The sequence below is a fragment of the Phocaeicola sp. genome (assembly GCF_048170425.1).
GTDB lineage: Bacteria > Bacteroidota > Bacteroidia > Bacteroidales > Bacteroidaceae > Phocaeicola.
Genome location: NZ_DBEXBB010000314.1, coordinates 1 through 19,208 on the forward strand (window position 1 = coordinate 1; position 19,208 = coordinate 19,208).

General features: G+C 47.3%; 19 protein-coding genes. 16 read left to right on the plus strand and 3 right to left on the minus strand.

All coding sequences use genetic code 11. From position 1 onward, the window contains the following. Both ACMJ0U_RS12080 and ACMJ0U_RS12085 read left to right on the plus strand, forming a co-directional pair. Positions 1–291: DUF5106 domain-containing protein (locus tag ACMJ0U_RS12080; protein WP_417130131.1), on the plus strand; the 291-nt coding region annotated here is incomplete at its 5' end. A gap of 85 nt (positions 292–376) precedes the next feature. Beyond that, positions 377–502, plus strand: a complete 126-nt coding sequence (locus ACMJ0U_RS12085; RefSeq protein ID WP_417130132.1) for a hypothetical protein — start codon at positions 377–379, stop codon at positions 500–502. 2 nt (positions 503–504) lie between these two features. On the opposite strand, the gene dprA is transcribed toward ACMJ0U_RS12085, so the two are convergent. Together dprA and ACMJ0U_RS12095 are read right to left on the minus strand one after the other, a co-directional pair. After that, positions 505–1,617 carry a DNA-processing protein DprA gene (gene dprA, locus ACMJ0U_RS12090; RefSeq protein WP_417130133.1) on the minus strand — a complete coding sequence of 371 codons (1,113 nt, stop codon included), beginning with the start codon at positions 1,615–1,617 and terminating at the stop codon, positions 505–507. Next, on the minus strand, positions 1,614–2,021 hold the full coding sequence (locus ACMJ0U_RS12095) for an acyl-CoA thioesterase (RefSeq protein ID WP_007559458.1): 408 nt from the start codon (positions 2,019–2,021) through the stop codon (positions 1,614–1,616). Before ACMJ0U_RS12095 ends, dprA begins: the two co-directional genes overlap by 4 nt. A gap of 58 nt (positions 2,022–2,079) precedes the next feature. Between ACMJ0U_RS12095 and ACMJ0U_RS12100 the strand changes: the two genes are divergently transcribed. From ACMJ0U_RS12100 to ACMJ0U_RS12125, 6 genes are all read left to right on the plus strand, one after another. Then, positions 2,080–3,018, plus strand: a complete 939-nt coding sequence (locus ACMJ0U_RS12100) for a tRNA-dihydrouridine synthase family protein (protein WP_417130134.1) — start codon at positions 2,080–2,082, stop codon at positions 3,016–3,018. Between the two features lie 101 nt (positions 3,019–3,119). Next, on the plus strand, positions 3,120–3,638 hold the full coding sequence (locus tag ACMJ0U_RS12105) for an RNA polymerase sigma-70 factor (protein WP_007559456.1): 519 nt from the start codon (positions 3,120–3,122) through the stop codon (positions 3,636–3,638). A gap of 74 nt (positions 3,639–3,712) precedes the next feature. Next, on the plus strand, positions 3,713–4,522 hold the full coding sequence (locus ACMJ0U_RS12110) for a FecR family protein (protein ID WP_117670203.1): 810 nt from the start codon (positions 3,713–3,715) through the stop codon (positions 4,520–4,522). Then, entirely contained in the window at positions 4,522–7,122 is a 2,601-nt protein-coding gene (locus ACMJ0U_RS12115; RefSeq protein WP_417130145.1) for a TonB-dependent receptor domain-containing protein, read from the plus strand. The genes ACMJ0U_RS12110 and ACMJ0U_RS12115 overlap by 1 nt, the downstream gene beginning before the upstream one ends. A 54-nt stretch (positions 7,123–7,176) precedes the next feature. Continuing rightward, a complete protein-coding gene (locus ACMJ0U_RS12120) occupies positions 7,177–8,265 on the plus strand; it encodes a DUF4249 domain-containing protein (protein WP_417130135.1) in 1,089 nt (362 codons plus the stop codon). Between the two features lie 44 nt (positions 8,266–8,309). After that, positions 8,310–8,924, plus strand: coding sequence for a hypothetical protein (locus ACMJ0U_RS12125; RefSeq protein ID WP_417130136.1), 615 nt, complete (start codon positions 8,310–8,312; stop codon positions 8,922–8,924). 198 nt (positions 8,925–9,122) lie between these two features. Here ACMJ0U_RS12125 and ACMJ0U_RS12130 read toward each other — a convergent pair whose 3' ends face one another. Continuing rightward, positions 9,123–10,394, minus strand: a complete 1,272-nt coding sequence (locus tag ACMJ0U_RS12130; protein WP_417130137.1) for a DUF2851 family protein — start codon at positions 10,392–10,394, stop codon at positions 9,123–9,125. 83 nt (positions 10,395–10,477) lie between these two features. On the opposite strand from ACMJ0U_RS12130, the gene dapB reads away from it, so the two are divergent. The 8 genes from dapB to ACMJ0U_RS12170 all read left to right on the plus strand — a co-directional run bounded on the left by dapB (position 10,478) and on the right by ACMJ0U_RS12170 (position 19,024). Then, positions 10,478–11,233, plus strand: coding sequence for a 4-hydroxy-tetrahydrodipicolinate reductase (dapB, locus tag ACMJ0U_RS12135; protein WP_007559449.1), 756 nt, complete (start codon positions 10,478–10,480; stop codon positions 11,231–11,233). Between the two features lie 2 nt (positions 11,234–11,235). Next, entirely contained in the window at positions 11,236–12,660 is a 1,425-nt protein-coding gene (locus ACMJ0U_RS12140; RefSeq protein WP_417130138.1) for a S26 family signal peptidase, read from the plus strand. Between the two features lie 3 nt (positions 12,661–12,663). Next, positions 12,664–13,581 (plus strand): signal peptidase I, encoded by a 918-nt coding sequence (gene lepB / locus ACMJ0U_RS12145; RefSeq protein WP_417130139.1) that lies wholly within the window; start codon positions 12,664–12,666, stop codon positions 13,579–13,581. 16 nt (positions 13,582–13,597) lie between these two features. After that, positions 13,598–14,248 carry a WbqC family protein gene (locus ACMJ0U_RS12150; RefSeq protein WP_417130140.1) on the plus strand — a complete coding sequence of 217 codons (651 nt, stop codon included), beginning with the start codon at positions 13,598–13,600 and terminating at the stop codon, positions 14,246–14,248. Between the two features lie 66 nt (positions 14,249–14,314). Next, positions 14,315–14,989, plus strand: coding sequence for a rhomboid family intramembrane serine protease (locus tag ACMJ0U_RS12155; protein ID WP_417130141.1), 675 nt, complete (start codon positions 14,315–14,317; stop codon positions 14,987–14,989). Next, the gene (locus ACMJ0U_RS12160) at positions 14,970–15,857 is read left to right on the plus strand and encodes a rhomboid family intramembrane serine protease (RefSeq protein WP_417130142.1); all 888 of its coding nucleotides are present in this window, start codon (positions 14,970–14,972) and stop codon (positions 15,855–15,857) included. The genes ACMJ0U_RS12155 and ACMJ0U_RS12160 overlap by 20 nt, the downstream gene beginning before the upstream one ends. Then, the gene (locus tag ACMJ0U_RS12165; protein WP_417130143.1) at positions 15,854–16,912 is read left to right on the plus strand and encodes an endonuclease/exonuclease/phosphatase family protein; all 1,059 of its coding nucleotides are present in this window, start codon (positions 15,854–15,856) and stop codon (positions 16,910–16,912) included. The genes ACMJ0U_RS12160 and ACMJ0U_RS12165 overlap by 4 nt, the downstream gene beginning before the upstream one ends. A gap of 18 nt (positions 16,913–16,930) precedes the next feature. Then, complete coding sequence (locus ACMJ0U_RS12170) at positions 16,931–19,024, plus strand: M3 family metallopeptidase (protein WP_417130144.1); 2,094 nt, start codon at positions 16,931–16,933, stop codon at positions 19,022–19,024. The last annotated feature ends 184 nt before the right edge of the window (positions 19,025–19,208 follow it).

A 19,208-nucleotide genomic window follows, 5' to 3' on the forward strand; every position in this document is an offset into this window, starting at 1 on the left:
ATTTTGTTCTTGTTTTCTTTTTGGGGAATTGCCTTCCAGAAGAAACATGTAGGAACAACTGCATCAGCATCCGTAGAACGGCCGCAAGCGGCTGTGGGAGCAAAATTCCCTTTCCCGGAAATCCCCACCATGTTCACCCAGCTGGAGGAGCGGAAAGCGTATCTCATGGCGCACTATTGGGACAGCTTTAACTTTGCGGATACGGCATTGGTGGATAACCGGAACGTGGCGGAACAAGGAGCGGCGGATTACTTGGCCATATTGGCCGACCGTTCACCGAGGAGCAGGTGAAGGAGGACCTGGACGGCTTTTGCAAGGAGATGGAAGCGTACGTTGAGTAATCTGCCTTAGGGATGGTGGCAGTGACCGCGAAACGGTGAAGCAGGGGGCGCTGTACGACCTGAAAGCGATGCCTTCGCTGTATCTGTTAGACGGCACGAAGAGGGTGCTGCTGAAGGATGCGCCTTATGCAAAGATAAGGGAGGAGATTGCGGCTCTGTAGGCTCAGGCCAGCTTGTAGACTCCTCCTGCTAATGCGCGGACCACGCCTTTCATCTCTAAGTTGAACAGCAGGCTGGTCATGCGGTTGATGGCGATGTTGCTTTCTACTACTAACGTATTGATTTGTATCCCGTCGGGATGCTTCTGTAAATGGGTGACCACTTGTTCTTCTTCGGGTGTCAGTTCCGGGAACAGCTGGCGCTGGACTACCTGAGGGGAAACGGGCACATGGTCCCAGTTCATGGCTTTTACCACATCTTCCGCGCTCTGTATCAAGGCAGCGCGGTTTTTTTGTATCAGCAGGTTGCAGCCGGTGGAGTAGGTATCGCCTACGCGGCCCGGAAAGGCGAAGCAGTCGCGCTGGTAGCTTTCGGCTATCTCGGCGGTAATGAGGGAGCCTCCTTTGGGGCCGGACTCTACTACGAGGGTGGCGTCGCTGATGCCGGCTACGATGCGGTTTCGCTTCACGAAGTTTTGCCGGTCGGGGTTGGTGCCGCTCATGAACTCAGTGAGCAGTCCGCCCTGTGTCAGCATTTCGGTGGCGGTGCGGCGGTGTACGGCTGGGTAGATGCGGTCCAGACCGTGAGCCAGTACGCCCACGGTGTCGAATCCGTGGGTCAGTGCTTCGCGATGGGCATGGATGTCGATGCCGTAAGCCAGTCCGCTCACTATCAGCACGTCGGGAAGCAGGGCGCTGAGTTCCTGCATGAAACGCTGGCAGAGGCCTTTGCCGTAGTCGGTGGCATTGCGTGTACCTACGATGCTCAGGATGTGACGGCTGTTCAGGTTGGCCGAGCCTTTGTAGAACAACACGAGCGGGGCATCGGGACATTCGCGGAGGCGGGAAGGGTAGGCTTCGTCGTCTTCGGTCAGGCACTGAATCTGGTGCTTCTGGGCAAACGAGAGCTCGGCTTCGCACAGACGGAATACTTCCGTATGCTGAAAGGCAGTGGCTACCTTCGGAGTGACTCCGGGAAGAAGAGCCGGCAGCTCGCGGGCGTGTTCGAAAAGCATGGCCGCACTTCCGGCAGCCTGAATCAGGTGGCGGGCTCCTACCAGACCGATGCCAGGCAGAAGGGGAAGGGCCATGCGGCAGAGGAGTTCTTTTTCGTTCATTGGTTCAGGTAGGGAGCAAAGATTTCATTGAAGAGGGCGCTGTCGCTCAGGCGTCCGTTGACTACGCACACGGTTTCTACGGTCGATTTGATGACGGGTTTCAGGTCGGGCAGGCGGTAGATGTCCTGCACAAAGACGTATTTGATGCCTTCCTTGCGGAGTGCCAGACGGGAGATGAACTCGTCGCCGCTGGTCAGCGGGGTTTTGAAAGCCATGTTCAGGCGGGCTACCACGGGGTCGATGCCCTGCTGGTGAAGCTGTGCGAAGCTGACGCCGACGGAGGAGAGAAACTCGTGGCGGGTGTGCTCGATATAGTGCTGGTAATTGGCATTGTTGACGATTCCCTGTAGGTCGCATTCATAGTCGCGGACCTTCATTTTCAGTTCAAAGATGTATTTCTCCATGAGAGTGAAGTTTATGTATTTTCACAAAGATAGCGAATTATTCCTATATTTGCAGGATATGAAAGAGAATGTACCAGTAATTTATGCAGCTCCTTTGCAGGGCTTTACGGAAGTGGCGTGGCGCAATGCACATGCGCAGTGCCTGGGAGGTGTGGACGCGTATTATACTCCTTTTGTCCGGTTGGAGAAGGGGGAGATTCGTAACAAGGACAGGCGCGACGTGTCGCCTGAAGAGAACACGGTGTCCCGGCTGGTTCCGCAAGTGATTGCCTCGGAGCCGGAGGAACTGAAGGTGCTGACGGACTTTTTGGCTTCGCAGGGCTATCAGGAGATAGATGTGAACATGGGCTGCCCGTTTCCGCTGATTGTACGTCGTGGGAAGGGAGCGGGTATCTTGTCTTCTCCGGAGAAGGTGGAGGCGCTGTTGGAGACGATGAAGGTGTTTCCGGAGATTCGTTTTTCGGTGAAGATGAGGTTAGGCGGCCAGGATGCGGAGGAGTGGAAGGCGCTCGTGCCGTTACTCAACCGTTCGTGTGTGACGCAGGTGACGCTTCATCCGCGCATCGGGAAGCAGCAGTACAAGGGGACGGTGGACCGGGAGGCGTTTCGTGCCTTCTATGAGGCGTGTGAGCGGCCGCTGGTGTACAACGGTGATTTGCTGACGGTGGCCGACATCCGGGAGGTACTGGAAGCGTTTCCCCAGCTGAAAGGGGTGATGCTGGGTCGCGGGCTGCTGGCGAATCCGGCACTGGCGCTGGCTTTCCGTGAAGGAGAATTGTCCGAGAACGAATTGAAGGCACGGGTAGCGCAGATGCACCGGCAGATGTATCTGTATTATCATCGGGTGATAGAGGGCGGAGAGGCGCAGCTGCTGGCCAAGCTGAAGACCTGCTGGGAGTACCTGTTGCCGGAGTTGGACAAGAAACAGCGGAAGGCTATCTTGAAGAGCAATCGCCTGGACGGGTATCTGCGGGCAGTGGAAGAGGCATTGCGGTGAGAGGTATGAAGAACTGAAAAGACTTAACTTTTTTTACAGAAGTAGGATGGTGATTTTGGTATTTTCATCTGTCTCTATTTGAAATAGAAATTGATTTGCACATGGGAAGAGACAGATTAAATATAGATGAGTTATTCAAGTTTTATTATAGACCTTTGTGTTTGTATGCAACACATTATGTACAGGACGTAGAGATGGCCAAAGATATTGTGCAGGATTGCTTTTCGTCTTTGTGGGAGAAAATGAATAATGAAAAGTCTTGTGAGGTAAGTAATATGAAGGCTTATTTGTATGTGATGGTTAAGAACCGTAGCTTGGATTATTTGAGTCAGGAAAATCTGTTCAAATCGGGAGTCTCATTTACTGAATTAGAAGAAACCTTGTTGGATGAGGAGGTGGAGGAACGGAGTGTGATGGAGGCGCGAATGTGGACTGCCATAGATGCCTTGCCTGAGCGTTGCCGTGAGGTCTTTCTTTTGCATAAACGGGATGGCCTGAAGTATCAGGAGATTGCTGAAAAGTTTCATATTTCGGTTCATACAGTCGACAGTCATATTCAGAAGGCATTTCGTTTGATACGTGAGGGGGCATATAAAGTGTATATGTTTCTCTTTAACTAAAATTCAGTGTTTTCACGTAGTGATTTTTGGGGTTTCTATTGTCACAGGGTTGAATGTATAATATCACCAGAAACATGAATGAATTAGAAGAAAAATGCCTTCGTTTTGTGTTGAGGCACTATCAAAAGAATAAATTGGACACACGGCAGGCTTTGAAAGTTTTCAAGGAAAAGCATGGAGTGGTTGGAAGGGCAGGCGGAAAGAACCGGTATTTCCTGTTTTTATCTGGGCTGGCTGCGGCTATATTGCTGGCGTTTATTGTCTGGGTGGGTATATCTCCTGAGAAGCAGTGGACAGAATTGGCAGCATACGAACATGCAGTAAAGTACCAGTTGCCGGACAGTTCGGTCGTTACGGTATATCCCTATTCTTCTATTTGTTTCCGTACAAAGGATTATGCAGATGTATGTCGTGAAGTGAAATTGACGGGGAAAGTTGGTTTTATGATAAAAAGAGATTGTACTCGTCCGTTTAAAGTAATAGGAAAGTTGGCTGAAGTTCAAGTGTTGGGTACTTGTTTCGTGATGGATGAAAGCCGTGCGGATACCGCATGGGTTCAGGTGGAATCGGGAAAAGTACGGTTTTCTGTACTAGGTCAGTCGGAAGGTGTAGAACTTCTGGCTGGAATGGAGGCACAAGTGGTAAAAGGTCAGCATGTTCCGCAAATCGTCCATCGTCCGGATTCTGTAAAGAAAGGAAGTTTTGTATTTGAGAATACTCCTCTTCCGAAAGTACTTGCAGAGCTTTCCCGTTATTATGGGGTAAAGCTGGTAGCTGACCGGACAGACAAACGGTTGACAGCCAATTTCGATGCACACAGTCTGGACGAAATCATCGAGATAATAGAAAAAGTATTAAAAGTGCATATTAAAAAGCAAGTATGATGAGTACCTTGTGGACTGTGGCGGTTGTCTGTTTATGTTTAGGGGGACATCCTTGTTCTGAAACTTCAGAATTGAAGAAAGCAATCGTACGAATGCAAGACTTGTATCATGTGAATTTCGTCTATGATTCTTCTTTGGAAATGATACGGTTATCTGGCATTTTTTCTTCTGGTAAGTCATTGAAGGAGAATCTGCAAACAGTCTTTTCCGGAACCGGAATCAAATGGGAGATAAAAGGCAGCTATGTTTTGTTGTTTAAATCGAGCCAGTATACTTTCTCAGGACACGTGTGTCAGGATAATGGGGAATCACTCCTTAATGTCACGGTGTATGATCAGAATATGCATATCGGTACCTTAACGGATGAACATGGTTTTTTTAGTTTGACATTACCGGAAGGAAAGCATACTTTGCGTTTCTCTTATGTAGGTTATGAAGAGGTGGTGAAAGAATTGGACTTGCGTTCAGATTATTCTGGTACTATTTATTTGAAGGAAAGTTCCACTGCATTGGAAGGGGTAGTGGTAACAGCCGATTTGAATACTTCTCTTTTTACAACTCAGACTGGAAAGATTTCGTTGACTTCAGAACAGTTGAATACGGAATTCTCACTGTTCAGTTCACCGGATTTAGTCAAGGCAATTCAGCAGCTTCCCGGAGTATCTGCTGGCACGGAACTGCTCTCCGGACTTTATGTACACGGGGGGAAGAATGATGAAAACTTATTCTTATTGGACGGCATGCCTCTCTATCAGGTGAATCATTTTGGAGGATTGTTTTCTGCATTTAATACGGATATAGTGAAGAACGTGGATTTTTACAAGAGTGGTTTCCCGGCACGTTACGGAGGGAGGCTTTCGTCTGTGACAGATGTCCGTATGAAGGAGGGGGACTTAAAGGAGTTTCATGGTATGGTCTCGTTGGGGCTGCTGGACGGAAGGCTACGTTTCGAAGGGCCTGTCATAAAGGAAAAAACTTCTTTTGTGTTCAGTATGCGCCGGAGTTGGTTGGACGTGCTTTCTGCTCCTGCTTTGCGGATTGCCAATCGTTTCTTTCCCGAAGAAGATATCAATGCCCGTTATGCTTTTCATGATATAAATGGGAAAATCACACATCGGTTTTCCAATGAGAGCAGGCTTTCTTTTAGTGTGTATTCTGGAAGAGATTTGTTTAAAATGAAGGATAAACAGCTTTTCCCGTCAGGAAATCTGCTCCATCAAGAGAAAGAACAGACCACGGATGAATATCATATCAGATGGGGAAATCTTTCTGCCGCGTTGTCATGGAATAATCAGTTCAATCATAAACTGACCGGTAACTTTTCTTTGGTATATGCCCGTAATCTGTCTAAATATGACTTCAGGTCAGATGATAGTTTTTATAAAGGGGAAGATGATAAAGAATATTCTGTAGACCGGATGCAGAGAGACAGTTATTCTACTATTGATGACGTAGGTTTTCGCATGGATTTTCATTACCTTCCTACGGCGAATCATCATGTTCGTTTCGGAAGCGATTACTTGTATCATATCTATTGTCCGCAGCATACGTTATCACAGGATATAAGAGGTACGGAGGAAATGACGGATACGTTATTGTCATCAGTAGAGAGCCATTACAAGGGGAATGAATTCTCTTTTTATGCGGAAGACGATATGAGGCTGACCCGAAAGCTGCGGATAAACTTGGGGGGACGTTATACCATGTATCAAGTTTCGGGAGCAGTATATCATTCGCTGGAGCCGAGAATATCGGCAAGTTACCGTCTGTTCAGTCGTACCACTTTAAAAGTTTCCTATACCGAGATGAGTCAGTTTGCGCACCAGTTATCCAATTCTTATTTAAACTTGCCGACCGATTGTTGGGTCCCTTCTACCTCCCGTATACGTCCTATGCATTCGCGACAGGTGGCAGGTGGTGTGTACATGGAACTTCCGTGGAGGTTGCGCCTGGAGGTGGAAAGCTATTTCCGTACTACCAGCCGAATGTTGGAGTACGAGGCGGGAGGCAGTCTTACATTGCCTGCCGGAAACTGGGAACAGGTGGTACGGGTGGGAGACGGCAAATCGTATGGGTTGGAAACATCGCTGGTGTATCATGATGAGCAGAACCTCTTTCAGGCTGGTTATACTTTATCATGGAGCAAGCAAAAATTTGATGATTTCTATTCCGGTTGGTATCCCAGCAAGTTTGACAATCGTCATAAACTGAATTTTGTCTATCGTCGTAAATTCAGCCATCGAATGGATGTATATGCAGCGTGGACTTATCGTAGTGGTGACCATGCGACGGTTCCTACACAGTATGTGGAAAATCCTTGCCTACCTGGAACCTCGCAGCTGTCGGACTTAGAGCCGATGTATGGAAAACCTAACAATATTACTTTGCCTGCCTACCACCGGCTGGATGTGGGTATCAATTTCCGGCGGACTACCAAGCGGGGATTCGAGCGAATTTGGAATGTGAGTATCTATAATGCTTATTGCCGTATGAATCCTTTTTATACAAAGATAGAACGGCAGGTGGATGGAAGTTTCAGAGGAAAGGCTATCGGACTGTTCCCGATAATTCCTTCTTTTAGCTACACCTTAAATTTCTGAATCGGCATGCATTGGAATGTCATTGATTATAACAAATTTCTAAACATTGTATTTATGCATTTAAACAAACAGAATCTCATAATAATACTTGCAGCCTTCAGCCTGTTGTCATCTTGTGTGTATCATTTTGACTTGGATGAGATTTCAGAGGTTCCTAAATTAACGGTATATAGTTATCCTGGAAGTGGTGATACTACGGTGGTACGTCTTTCGCACAGTCTTCCGGTTTATGACAAAGGCATGAGAATGTATGGATTAAAGGGCAGGGACATCAGGCTGGAAGTGAATGACATTGCTGTTCCTTTGTTGTGGACAGAGGATTCATTGCCGGGAGTCCCCGCCAAAAGTTATTATGTGGTGCAGCCCTATGAGACGAGTGACCGTGTCCGGCTTACAGCTTCGGTAGAAGGGGTGAAAGCAGTATCTGCCTTTACCATTATTCCTGCTCCTTTCCCCTTAAACACTGTTAAAATAGAACGAAAACCCTCTGAGTTGAGTGTGCTCCAGCTTCAGATAAATTTTACCGATTATGCAAAGATTGAAAATTACTATGCGGTAACGGTCAAAGAAAGGGTGAAGTATTGGAAAGAGGGGACTTCGGAGGTGCATTATGGCAAACCGTCTTCTGCTTATATGGACTGGAGTGATGAGCCAATGTTGGATGCTTCTTCTGGTTTGGATGACATTTTTATGGGAAACTATGCGTACTATCAGAATCTGTATTTTTGGAGCGATGAGAAAATTCAGGGAAAGAATTACACACTTCGCCTGAATATGACTTACATACCTGATTACAAGACTTCTATTCAAGATGAAACTTTTATAAACAGAAAGCAATATAAGGTTTATTTATATAGTCTGTCCGAAGAGTTCTACCGTTATTTGAAATCACTTAATGAGCAGAAGAATAATGAGCTGGGTAATGTGGAGCTGGCTCCCATGCGGGCTACTTACACCAATGTGGAGAACGGTTTCGGATTGGTAGGTGGTTGCTGCTTGCGGCAAACGGAGTGGATGGATATGTCAGAGTCTGAAACACAGTCAGATTTTGACCATGCGGTACTGAATGCAGGATATCAGGTGGATTCGATAAAAAAGAATCACCCGTTTATTTCGCTGAATGATGAATCGTTAAGTAAATAAAACAGAAACCAGATTGAAAATAATAACGCTAATTGGGAATCAGTATGAAACGATTATCTTTTTTCTTATTCCTTTTCTTTTTATGGATGACAGTTCGTGCACAGATGCTCCGTTCTTCAGGCCTGATGCTTTATGGAGGGAAAAATACCGTAAACTACCAGATGGCTTCACCGGAGAAAGGATTACCGCCTTTCGATTTGGCAAACTCCCGTTTGGGGGCTGATTTTACTTTGGGCGCCGGATACCGCTGGCGGTTGAATCGTCCGGATACCGGCTGGTTCTTCGACTTGTCGTTATCGGCAAGATATGGCCGTTACAGCTATGGATTCCGTTATCTTTCTTCTGACGTGCATACGACGTATGTGGGCGGAGAAGGAATCTGTAATCTGTGGTCGGCATCTTTTGCTGGAAGTGTGGGACGGTACCTGTTTCGAGGATTGAATCTGTCGGTAGGAGTGGAGCCTACTTTTTATTTTTATGACAAAAGTTTCTTCGATTTGCCGGTATTTGCAAGATTGGCGTATGACTTCAGATTCATGGAAGTGGCTGTGCAATACAAATGGGGGATGACAAGGAAGTTCAATATGTCTCCTTTCTTGCGTAACCGACTTTCAGGCTGGGAGTGTTCGGTCTATATTCCTTTGTCAAGACGGAAATGATTTTTTTTGAAAGGGATGGATTCTCTATAAATTTCTGTAACGTATTGAGAAATAAATATTTAAATACTGACAGTCCTTCCTTGGCAGTACTTGAGTACTTCCACGAAAGTACTGTAGTACTCCAAGGAAAGTACTAGAGTACTGTCAAGGAAGTACTGATTTAATGAAAGACTTGTGTGTAAGGGGTGAGAAGAGTTTTTAACCTTCTTTTTTCTTGAAATATTCGTATCCGATGCGGCAGAACAGACATTTCTTGGTGTCGCAGTAATTCTTTTTGAGCTGGATGAGTGCCTGACTGTCGCCGGCATGGGCGGCTTGCAGACCACATTCTTTCCACAGCCGGATGATGTAGTTGTTTTCCGGTTTAAGTTGCTCCAGCAGGTTGCCGGCACGTTCGGTGAGCCGTTCCTCGTCTTTGTGCTTGCCGTAGGCATAGAGGAAGGGAACCACGGTATTGATAATCAGCAGGTCGATGGAGGCGTCGCTGAGGGTTTTCGGACGGGCAGGCGAGGGTTCGCCGAAAACGTAGTGGGTAAGCCAGTAGAGGGAGGTACCTCCACGCAGCAGGTCGCGCAGTTCTTTCACCGTAGAGGCCAGCAGCAACTGGGAGAGCATGCCCTGGGAACGGTGGTAGAGGTTGGCCAGCTGGGCGATGCGTACGTGCGGAAAGTTGCCCGGGCGCATGCGGAGCATTTTCCACCGAAGGTATTCGGAGGGCTGTAGCTCGAATTTGTGGGCCAGGTAGGCGTATTCCTTGGTAAGCTGGGCGGAATAGTCGTCGGAAGGGAGTTCCTGCAACAGGCCGGCCTGCCCGAAGAAAATGGCTTCTATCTGAAAAAGATTATCGCGGTGCTTGTTGACGGCTTGCAAGGGAATGGTCTGTGCCCATTGCTCGAAGGCATCGCTGTTGGTGCCGAAACCGAAGTTGCGGGCTAAGGTGAGAAAAAAGGCTTGTTCCCAGTCGCCTTTGCTCTGGGTAAGCTGGGCCTGGATGCGCTGTGTTTTCTGCTCGAAACGCTCGGTCTGCAGGCTGGAGAGCCAGCTGTGGAGCAGGAGTTTGGGCAGGCGAGGGATGAGGCGGTAACAGGCCGGGTAATGGCTGGTTTCAATCAGTTCGCGGTAGTTCTCCAGCAAATAGGGTGGGTAGTGCAGCTCCATTTGCGGGATGGGTGTGCCGTCGGTGCGGAAGGTTTCGGCATCGATGTCGGAAGCCACATGCAGAATCACGGAGTCGTAGGTGCGGTCCTGATGGTGGTGGTGGCGTTTCCAGTCGGAAGCGTGCACGTGGATTTCTACATTTCCCACCCACAGAATGCCGTCTATCTTGATTTTCGCATTGAAAAAGTCGGGTCCTGCATCGGGGTTGGGGAGTCCGGGGTCAATGACTTCCACGGTTTGTCCTTGCGTGGTATGCAGCGGAGTGAGCGGAAAAAGCTTGTGCTTCCATACAAACTGGAGTAGATGTTCCATGTTAATGAGCTGTAAATGTTGGGTAAATGTAATGATTAATACTGAAAAACACTATCTTTGCGAATAAAATTATCATCAGAATTATGAAAATTGCATTAATTGGATATGGAAAGATGGGAAAGGAAATTGAAAAAATCGCCCTTTCCAGAGGTCATGAAATTGTGAGTATCATTGATATAAATAATCGGGAAGATTTTGCTTCGGAGGCTTTCCGCTCAGCCGATGTGGCCATTGAATTTACAGCTCCTTCAGTGGCTTACGGCAACTGTCTGGAGGCGTTCAAGAATGGCGTGAAAGTGGTATCGGGCAGCACCGGATGGATGGGAGAGCATGGCGAAGAGATGCGCCGTCTGTGCCAGGAGGAGGGTAAGACGCTGTTCTGGTCGTCTAACTTCAGCTTGGGTGTGGCTATCTTTGCGGCGGTGAACAAGTACCTGGCAAAGATTATGAACCAGTTCCCGAACTACGATGTGTCGATGGTAGAAACACACCACGTGCACAAGCTGGATGCCCCGAGTGGTACGGCCATTACGCTGGCTGAAGGGATTCTGGAAAACCTGGACCGCAAGCAGAAATGGGTGATGGGCACACTGACCGCTCCCGACGGTACGGTGACGGGCACGACCGACTGTGCACCGGATGAATTGCCCGTGAGTGCCATCCGCGAGGGGGAAGTACCGGGTATCCATACCATCAAATATGAGTCGGAGGCTGATTCTATCGTGATTACACACGACGCAAAGAACCGCAAGGGATTTGCATTGGGAGCGGTGCTGGCTGCAGAATATACGGCTGCGCACCAGGGCTTCTTAGGTATGAATGATTTATTTCAGTTTTGAGTATGATACAGGCATCGCGTAAACAATGGATAAAGTTCGGCATAGTGCTGGTGCTTTACCTGATTTTCCTGATTTGGTTGAAAAGCTGGCTGGGACTGGTAGTGGTTCCGTTCATCTTTGACGCATATATTTCCAAAAAGATTCCTTGGACATGGTGGAAGAAATCGACCAACAAGACCGTGCTGACGGTGATGGGCTGGGTGGATGCCATCGTGTTTGCGCTGGTGGCAGTCTATTTTGTGAATCTGTATTTCTTCCAGAATTACGTGATTCCTTCTTCGTCACTGGAGAAATCGCTGTTGGTGGGCGACTATCTGTTTGTGAGCAAGATGAGCTATGGTGCCCGTATTCCGCAGACACCGCTCCACATGCCGCTGACGCAGCATACGTTGCCGGTGTTCAACTGCAAGTCGTACCTGGAATGGCCGAAGTGGGACTACAAACGCGTAGCCGGACTGGGAGAGGTGGAGCTGAATGACATTGTGGTGTTCAACTTCCCGGCAGGGGATACGGTGGCTACCGGCAATCCGGCAGAAGATATCTATCGCATGAGCTATGCCATCGGTAAGCAACTTTCGCAGCCTATTGACCTGGCCAGCCTGAACCTGGAGCAGCAACGGGATGTGTATGATTATTATTACGCGGTAGGACGCAAGTATATTGACGACAATCCGCAGCTGTATGGTGAGGTGATTACCCGCCCTGTGGACCGGAGAGAGAATTATGTGAAGCGTTGTGTGGGTATGCCGGGCCAGACACTGGAAATCAAGAACCGGATTATTTACCTGGACGGTAAGGCCAACAAGGAACCGGATAATGTGCAGTATCGTTATCTGGTGCATACCAAGGGCATGCTGCCGGAGGATTTATGTTATGAACTAGGTATCAGTCAGGAGGATTTGATGGCTTATTATACGGAGGAATCAGTATATAACATGCCGTTGACTGAAAAGGCGAAAGCTGCCTTGCTGGCACGGAAGGACTTGGTGACTTCCATTGAAAATGTGCCGGATGATGATGCGGGCGGACTGTATCCGGATAACAAACTGACGGGCTGGACGGTAGACAACTATGGCCCGATATGGATTCCGAAGAAGGGAGCTACTATAGACCTGACGCTGGATAACCTGCCGATGTATGAACGTCCGATCAAGAACTACGAGGGCAACAGTTTGGAGGTGAAAGACGGAAAAATCTATATCAACGGACAGGAAACGACGAAATATACCTTCAAGATGGATTATTACTGGATGATGGGTGACAACCGCCATAATTCAGCCGACTCACGTTTCTGGGGCGTTGTGCCGGAAGACCACATTGTGGGTAAACCTATTTTTATCTGGCTGTCGCTGAACCAGGATCGTGGCTGGTTTGACGGAAAGATTCGCTGGAACCGTCTGTTTAAGTTTGTGGATTCCATTAAATAATCTATGAACAAAGGAAAGTCCGGATGGTGGTGGTTGAGAGCGGCCGGCCTGACGGTGTTGACCGTATGGCTGGTGCGGACCCTGCTTGTGACGACTTGTGTAATTCCTTCTTCCGGGATGGAAAATTCTCTTTATCAGGGAGAACGGATTCTGGTCAACAAGTGGAGCTACGGGCTGCGTTTGCCTTTTTCTTCGCTTTTCGGCTATCATCGGCTGGCATCTTCGCGTGCGGAGAAAGGGGATATTCTCTTGTTCAATAATCCTCATCCCCAGCAGGTGGAGAAAGGGATAGAGTGGAGAGAGTTGTTCATCAGCCGCTGTATCGGCACGCCGGGAGATACGCTGATGCTGGATGCCGACCTGAACTGTGTGGGCGGAGAGGTGCTCAGCCCGGACGCCAAATCGCTGTATGCTTATCCGGTATCCTCGGAAGATTTGATGCTGACCGTGCTGTCGGTGCTGGGCATCAAAGGAAATACGCTGGCCGGATATACTTCCGACGGGGGGTATATACGGAGTTTCAGCCAATATGAATATTACTTGATTTCGCAGAAGCTGGAGGGGCGGATTCCGCTTGTGCCGCTGGATGAAAAGAACCGTACGGAAGTGCATCCGTATGTGATTCCGGCAAAAGGTGTTCCGGTGAAGGTGTATCCCTGGAATGTGACCTTACTCTGCAATACGATTGTGGCACATGAACATCAGCCTGCGGAAATCCTCCGTGATACGTTGTATGTGAAAGGAAAGCCCGTGGAGACTTATACGTTTAGCAAGGATTATTATTGGGTGGCTTCCAATGACCCGGTGAATATTTGTGATTCCCGCCTGTTCGGGTTCGTACCGGAGGACCATCTGATAGGGAAGGCCTGGCGCATCTGGTACTCTTCGCGGAAGGGGCGCTTCTGGCAGCGGGTGCAATGACATAAACTGAGAAAGAATGAAGAATGAAGTGATTTTGGGGTCGGCCTATCTGGCTCCCGTGGAATATTATACCAAACTTTTTGCTTATCCTTCAGTACATGTGGAGCGTTATGACCACTACATGAAGCAGACTTACCGTAACCGGTGCGTGATTGCGTCGGCCGACGGACCGTTGGCACTGACCATTCCGACGGAAAAGAGTGATGACCTGAAGTGTGTGATGAAGGATGTACGTATTTCAGACCATGGCAACTGGCGGCATGTGCACTGGAATGCGTTTGTGGCTGCTTACAAGCATAGTCCTTTTTTTGATTACTATGCGGATGAGTTTCATCGGTTCTTTGGGCAGAAATATGAGTTTCTGTTCGACTTTAACCTGGAGCTGTGTGAGTGGGTGTGCCGGCAGATTGACATGAAGCCTCGCCTGATACCTACCGAGGAATACATGCCGGAGGTGGAGTGTGCAGATGATTTCCGGGAGCTGATTCATCCCAAACGGGATTTTCGGGAGGCGGATAAGGCATTCTTTCCCAAGCCTTACTATCAGGTGTTTGATCAGAAACTGGGCTTTCTGCCTAATCTCAGTGTGATTGACCTGCTGTTCAATATGGGGCCGGAAAGCTTGCTGGTGCTGCGTGACTCGGTGGTTGCGTGCAATGAAATTTAAGGATATATATTCCTTCAAACCCGATTTTATGTTGTACATTTGTAACTGAATCAATGATTTAACAATATGAATAATCTTCCAACAGTAACTAAGAACTTGCTTATTATCAATGTGCTCTGTTTCTTCGGAATGTTTGTGGCCCGAAAATACGGAGTGGATATAGAGAATATGCTGGGTCTTCACTTTTTCCTGGCTTCGGATTTTAACCTGGGGCAGCTTATCACTTACATGTTCATGCATGCCAATTTCTCGCATATTTTTTTCAATATGTTTGCGGTATGGATGTTCGGACGGGTACTGGAACAAGTGTGGGGCCCTAAACGATTCCTGACGTATTACCTGATTTGTGGTATTGGCGCCGGTTTGATTCAGGAGTTAGTGCAATATGTGGAGTATCTGACAGTATGGTCGAATTATGATTCGGTCAATACGGGACTGGGCATCATTCCTATGGATGCGTTTCTGAACCAGCTGACTACCGTAGGTGCTTCGGGAGCGGTGTATGGCATTTTGCTGGCATTCGGTATGTTGTTTCCTAACAGTCAGATGTTTGTTTTTCCGATACCGATGCCTATTAAGGCGAAGTATTTCGTGATGGGATATGCCGTGCTGGAGTTGCTTCTGGGACTGGGCAGCAACGACGGAGTAGCGCATTTTGCTCATTTGGGGGGTATGTTGTTTGGTTTGATACTGATTGTTTATTGGAGAAAGAAAAATGGCGGTGGACGGATTTATTACTGATTTGAAAAGAAAGTTTCAGCAGGGAGATATTGTGCTGCGTCTGGTGTATGTGAACGTAGCGGTGTTTCTGGTGGTGACGCTGGTACAGATTTTTTTGACCTTGTTCAATGTGCCTGCTTCTCCGTGGATGAATTATCTGGAACTGCCGGCATGGACGGAAGTCTTTATCCGTAGACCCTGGACGCTAATCACTTACATGTTCATGCATGCCGGTGTGCTGCACATCTTATTTAATATGCTTTGGCTTTTCTGGTTCGGTCGTCTGTTTCTGGCTTTTTTCTCGTCGAAGCACTTGCGCGGACTTTATTTCCTGGGAGGAATCTGCGGCGGATTGCTTTATATGTTGGCATATAATGTGTTTCCTTATTTCCAGGATGCCGTGTATTCTTCCTATTTGTTGGGTGCATCGGCTTCTGTATTGGCCATTGTGGTGGCAGTGAGTGTACGTGAACCGAATTATCCGGTACAGTTCCTGTTTATCGGTACGGTGCGTCTGAAATATGTAGCCCTATTTATGGTGGTGCTCGATTTGCTGTTCATGACTTCTGAGAATGCAGGCGGGCACATTGCACATCTGGGTGGAGCCTTGGCCGGATGGTGGTTTGCGGCAGGATTGCAGAGCGGTCACGATGCCACGAAATGGATAAACCTTGTGTGCGATTGGTTTGCAGGCTTGGGGCGTCCGGTGAAGCGTAAACCCAAGATGAAAGTGCACTACGGAGGACGCCAGTCGGATTATGAATACAATGCCCGGAAAAAGGAACGTGAGGCAGAAATTGACCGGATTCTGGACAAACTGCGTAAGTCGGGCTACAACAGTCTGACGGATGACGAGAAGAAAAGCTTATTTGATGCAAGTAAGAAATGAGTATTTGGAAACATACGTTTAGAGCTGTCCTGATTCTGGCAAACCTGGTTATTGGGGCTGGATTTTTGTGTTGTGCCTATAGTCCGCTTGTATCGCCGGTAATTCATCCGGTCTTTGCATGTGCGGGATTGTTTTTCCCCTTTTTTTTACTTGTCATGTTGGGTTTTGTAGTGGCATGGCTTTTCTATTGCAGAAAGTTGGTGTGTCTTCCTGTTACTTTTTTGTTGGTTGGAGGAGGGGCAGTCATGACATATACTCCGTTTAGAGTCGGAGAGGATACGGCAGACGGCGAAGTATTGAAATTTCTGACCTATAATGTAATGAATATGCAGGGGGATACGGAGAATGAGGGTTATCCTTTGCGTCACTATATCTGGGGAAGCGATGCGGATGTGGTTTGTCTACAAGAATATCAATGGGATGAGCAGAAAACGAAAAATTTTTTTTCGATGTATCCCTATCGGCGACTGCTTAAGGCTTCTAATGGAAATGGGATGGCCTGCTTATCACGTTTCCCGATTGTGTCAGTGAAGCAGATTCCGTATGTAAGTGGTAATAATGCTAGTTTCTTACTTAAGTTGAAAATGAAAGAGGATACGCTGTCATTGGTATGTAATCACTTGGAATCGAATAAACTGGATGCACACGACAAAGAGGTCTATGAAGGTTTACTTAAATTACCAGATGAGCAAAAGGTAAAATCAGATAGTAAATATCTTTTGCGTAAATTGGCTGATGCCGTAGCCATTCGTGGACCGCAGGCTGATTCTGTGGCACAGGTGATTTCCCGCCAGTCAGGTAAGTATCTGCTGGTATGCGGTGACTTTAATGATTCTCCAATTTCGTATGCACATCACACCATTGGGAAAGGATTGACGGATGCTTATCGTGAAGCCGGCTGGGGACCGGGATTCTCGTATAACCGGAATTTCCTGTATTTCCGCATTGACCATTTGTTTGTGAATAAGGGATTTAAAGTCTTGAAATGCCGTGTGGACAATTCTATTTCGGCTTCCGACCATTATCCGTTGTGGTGTCTGGTAGAAAAATTATAACCTGATAATAAATAGAAGATGAAGAATTTAATTTTTGCAGCAGCTATGAGTTGTATGGTATGTGCCTGTGGACAGCAGGTGGCAGACACGGGCAATCCGTTCCTGTCTGAGTTTGAAACCCCTTATGGAACACCTGACTTTGACCGTATCAAGGTGGAACATTATGAGCCGGCTTTTTTGAAAGGCATTGAACAGCAGAATGAGGAAATCAAGGCCATTGTAGAGAATCCGGAGGAACCGAGTTTTGAAAATACGATTGTGGCACTGGACAACAGCGGAGAAATTCTAGCTCGTGTGAGCGGTGTATTCTTTGCTTTGACGGAAGCAGATACCAATGACGAAATGATGGCGCTGGAAGCAAAGATTGCTCCGATGCTGTCTGAACACAGTGACAATATTTTTCTGAATCAGGAGCTGTATAAGAGAGTGGCTGCTGTTCGTGCACAGGAAGAAGCTGGAAAAATTCAGCTGACTACCGAACAACATTATTTGCTGGATAAATATTATAAGGAGTTTATCCGTTCAGGTGCGGGACTGGACGCACAGAAGCAGGAACGTCTGCGCGAAATCAACAAGCAGCTTTCTACGCTGACCATTGAGTTCGGCAATCATGTGTTGGCCGATAACAACGATTATCTATTGGTGGTAGATAAGAAAGAGGATTTGGCTGGTTTGCCGGATGCAGTCATTGCAGGAGCGGCACAGGAAGCCAAGGCACACGGGAAAGACGGTAAATGGGTATTTACTTTACAGGAATCCAGCCGTACTCCGTTGCTTCAGTACGCTCAGAACCGTGAGCTGAGAAAGAATATCTATCAGGCGTATACCAGCCTGGGCAACCGTGGCAATGCCAATGACAACAAGGAAGTGCTGAAAAAGGTGCTTGCCCTTCGTCTGGAAAAGGCACAGCTGATGGGCTTCAACAATTTCTCAGAGTATCAGTTGGCTGACAACATGGCGAAGAGCCCGAAGAATGCACTTGCCCTGCTGTATGGCCTGTGGGAATATTCTATCAAGAATGCTAAAGCGGAAGCTGCTGAGTTGCAGAAAATCATGGACCGTGAAGGAAAAGGTGAAAAACTGGAAGCATGGGACTGGTGGTATTATGCAGAAAAGCTTCGCCAGGAGAAATATGACTTGAATGAGGATGTCATCAAGCCTTATTTCAGCCAAGAAGATGTACATGATGGACTGTGTACAGTTGTCAACAAACTGTATGGCATTACTTTAACTCCTTGTGATTCTATTTCTATATATAATAAGGATGTGAAGACTTACATCGTGAAAGATGCAGACGGCTCACTGTTAGGTGTGTTCTATAGCGATTATATGCCTCGTGTCAGCAAACGAAGCGGTGCTTGGATGAGTAACTTCCGTGAACAGCAGGAAGGTGTCCGCCCGTTAATCTATAATGTAGCTAGCTTTACCAAACCAGCTGATGATATGCCTTCTTTGCTGACCATTGACGAAACACGTACCATGTATCACGAATTTGGGCATGCATTGCATGGCTTGCTGACCCAGTGTACATATAAAGGTATTTCCGGAACTTCTGTAGCACGGGACTTCGTGGAACTTCCTTCACAGATTATGGAGCATTGGGCAGTAGAGCCAGAGGTGCTGAAGATGTATGCCAAACATTATCAGACGCGTGAAGCAATACCTGATTCTTTAATTGCAAAAATTGAAAATCAAGCTTTGTTCAACCAGGGTTTTATGACGACTGAGTTGTTAGCCGCTGCCATTTTGGATATGGAGATGCATTGTTTGACAACGATGGACGGATTTGACGTACTTCAGTTTGAGAAACAATTGATGGATAAGATTGGATTGATTCCGCAGATTGCGCCTCGTTATCGTTCTACTTACTTCAATCACATTATGGGAGGTTATGCAGCCGGTTATTATAGTTATATTTGGGCAGAACGTTTGGATACGGATGCATTCGAGGCATTTAAGGAACATGGATTGTTTGACCAGGCTACTGCAACTTCTTTCCGTAAGAATATTCTTGAAAAAGGTGGTTCAGACGACCCGATGAAACTGTATGTAACCTTCCGTGGGGCAGAACCCAGCCTGGATGCGTTGCTGAAGACTCGCGGGCTGAAATAAAATGTCCGGTTAGCAGGGAAAATCTGTACAGAGTATAATTACAAGAGGGAGTATAGCTTTATTTTTGCAAGCTGTACTCCCTTTTTTAGGCTCTAAGCCTTAAATATTTACAATCCTTTCCGCATATAAATGAAAAAAAAACTATATTTGCAACCTTGAATAAACGTATCAAATTTTAAAAGTA

What these genes read in the sequence shown, in the direction of transcription:
- ACMJ0U_RS12130 (WP_417130137.1), bottom strand. Translation starts at nt 10,394, where the DNA reads ATGGAACATCTACTCCAGTTTGTATGGAAGCACAAGCTTTTTCCGCTC.
- dprA (WP_417130133.1), bottom strand. Translation starts at nt 1,617, where the DNA reads ATGAACGAAAAAGAACTCCTCTGCCGCATGGCCCTTCCCCTTCTGCCT.
- ACMJ0U_RS12095 (WP_007559458.1), bottom strand. Translation starts at nt 2,021, where the DNA reads ATGGAGAAATACATCTTTGAACTGAAAATGAAGGTCCGCGACTATGAA.
- ACMJ0U_RS12155 (WP_417130141.1), top strand. Translation starts at nt 14,315, where the DNA reads ATGAATAATCTTCCAACAGTAACTAAGAACTTGCTTATTATCAATGTG.
- ACMJ0U_RS12120 (WP_417130135.1), top strand. Translation starts at nt 7,177, where the DNA reads ATGCATTTAAACAAACAGAATCTCATAATAATACTTGCAGCCTTCAGC.
- ACMJ0U_RS12100 (WP_417130134.1), top strand. Translation starts at nt 2,080, where the DNA reads ATGAAAGAGAATGTACCAGTAATTTATGCAGCTCCTTTGCAGGGCTTT.
- ACMJ0U_RS12165 (WP_417130143.1), top strand. Translation starts at nt 15,854, where the DNA reads ATGAGTATTTGGAAACATACGTTTAGAGCTGTCCTGATTCTGGCAAAC.
- ACMJ0U_RS12115 (WP_417130145.1), top strand. Translation starts at nt 4,522, where the DNA reads ATGAGTACCTTGTGGACTGTGGCGGTTGTCTGTTTATGTTTAGGGGGA.
- dapB (WP_007559449.1), top strand. Translation starts at nt 10,478, where the DNA reads ATGAAAATTGCATTAATTGGATATGGAAAGATGGGAAAGGAAATTGAA.
- ACMJ0U_RS12105 (WP_007559456.1), top strand. Translation starts at nt 3,120, where the DNA reads ATGGGAAGAGACAGATTAAATATAGATGAGTTATTCAAGTTTTATTAT.
- ACMJ0U_RS12110 (WP_117670203.1), top strand. Translation starts at nt 3,713, where the DNA reads ATGAATGAATTAGAAGAAAAATGCCTTCGTTTTGTGTTGAGGCACTAT.
- ACMJ0U_RS12125 (WP_417130136.1), top strand. Translation starts at nt 8,310, where the DNA reads ATGAAACGATTATCTTTTTTCTTATTCCTTTTCTTTTTATGGATGACA.
- ACMJ0U_RS12150 (WP_417130140.1), top strand. Translation starts at nt 13,598, where the DNA reads ATGAAGAATGAAGTGATTTTGGGGTCGGCCTATCTGGCTCCCGTGGAA.
- lepB (WP_417130139.1), top strand. Translation starts at nt 12,664, where the DNA reads ATGAACAAAGGAAAGTCCGGATGGTGGTGGTTGAGAGCGGCCGGCCTG.
- ACMJ0U_RS12140 (WP_417130138.1), top strand. Translation starts at nt 11,236, where the DNA reads ATGATACAGGCATCGCGTAAACAATGGATAAAGTTCGGCATAGTGCTG.
- ACMJ0U_RS12170 (WP_417130144.1), top strand. Translation starts at nt 16,931, where the DNA reads ATGAAGAATTTAATTTTTGCAGCAGCTATGAGTTGTATGGTATGTGCC.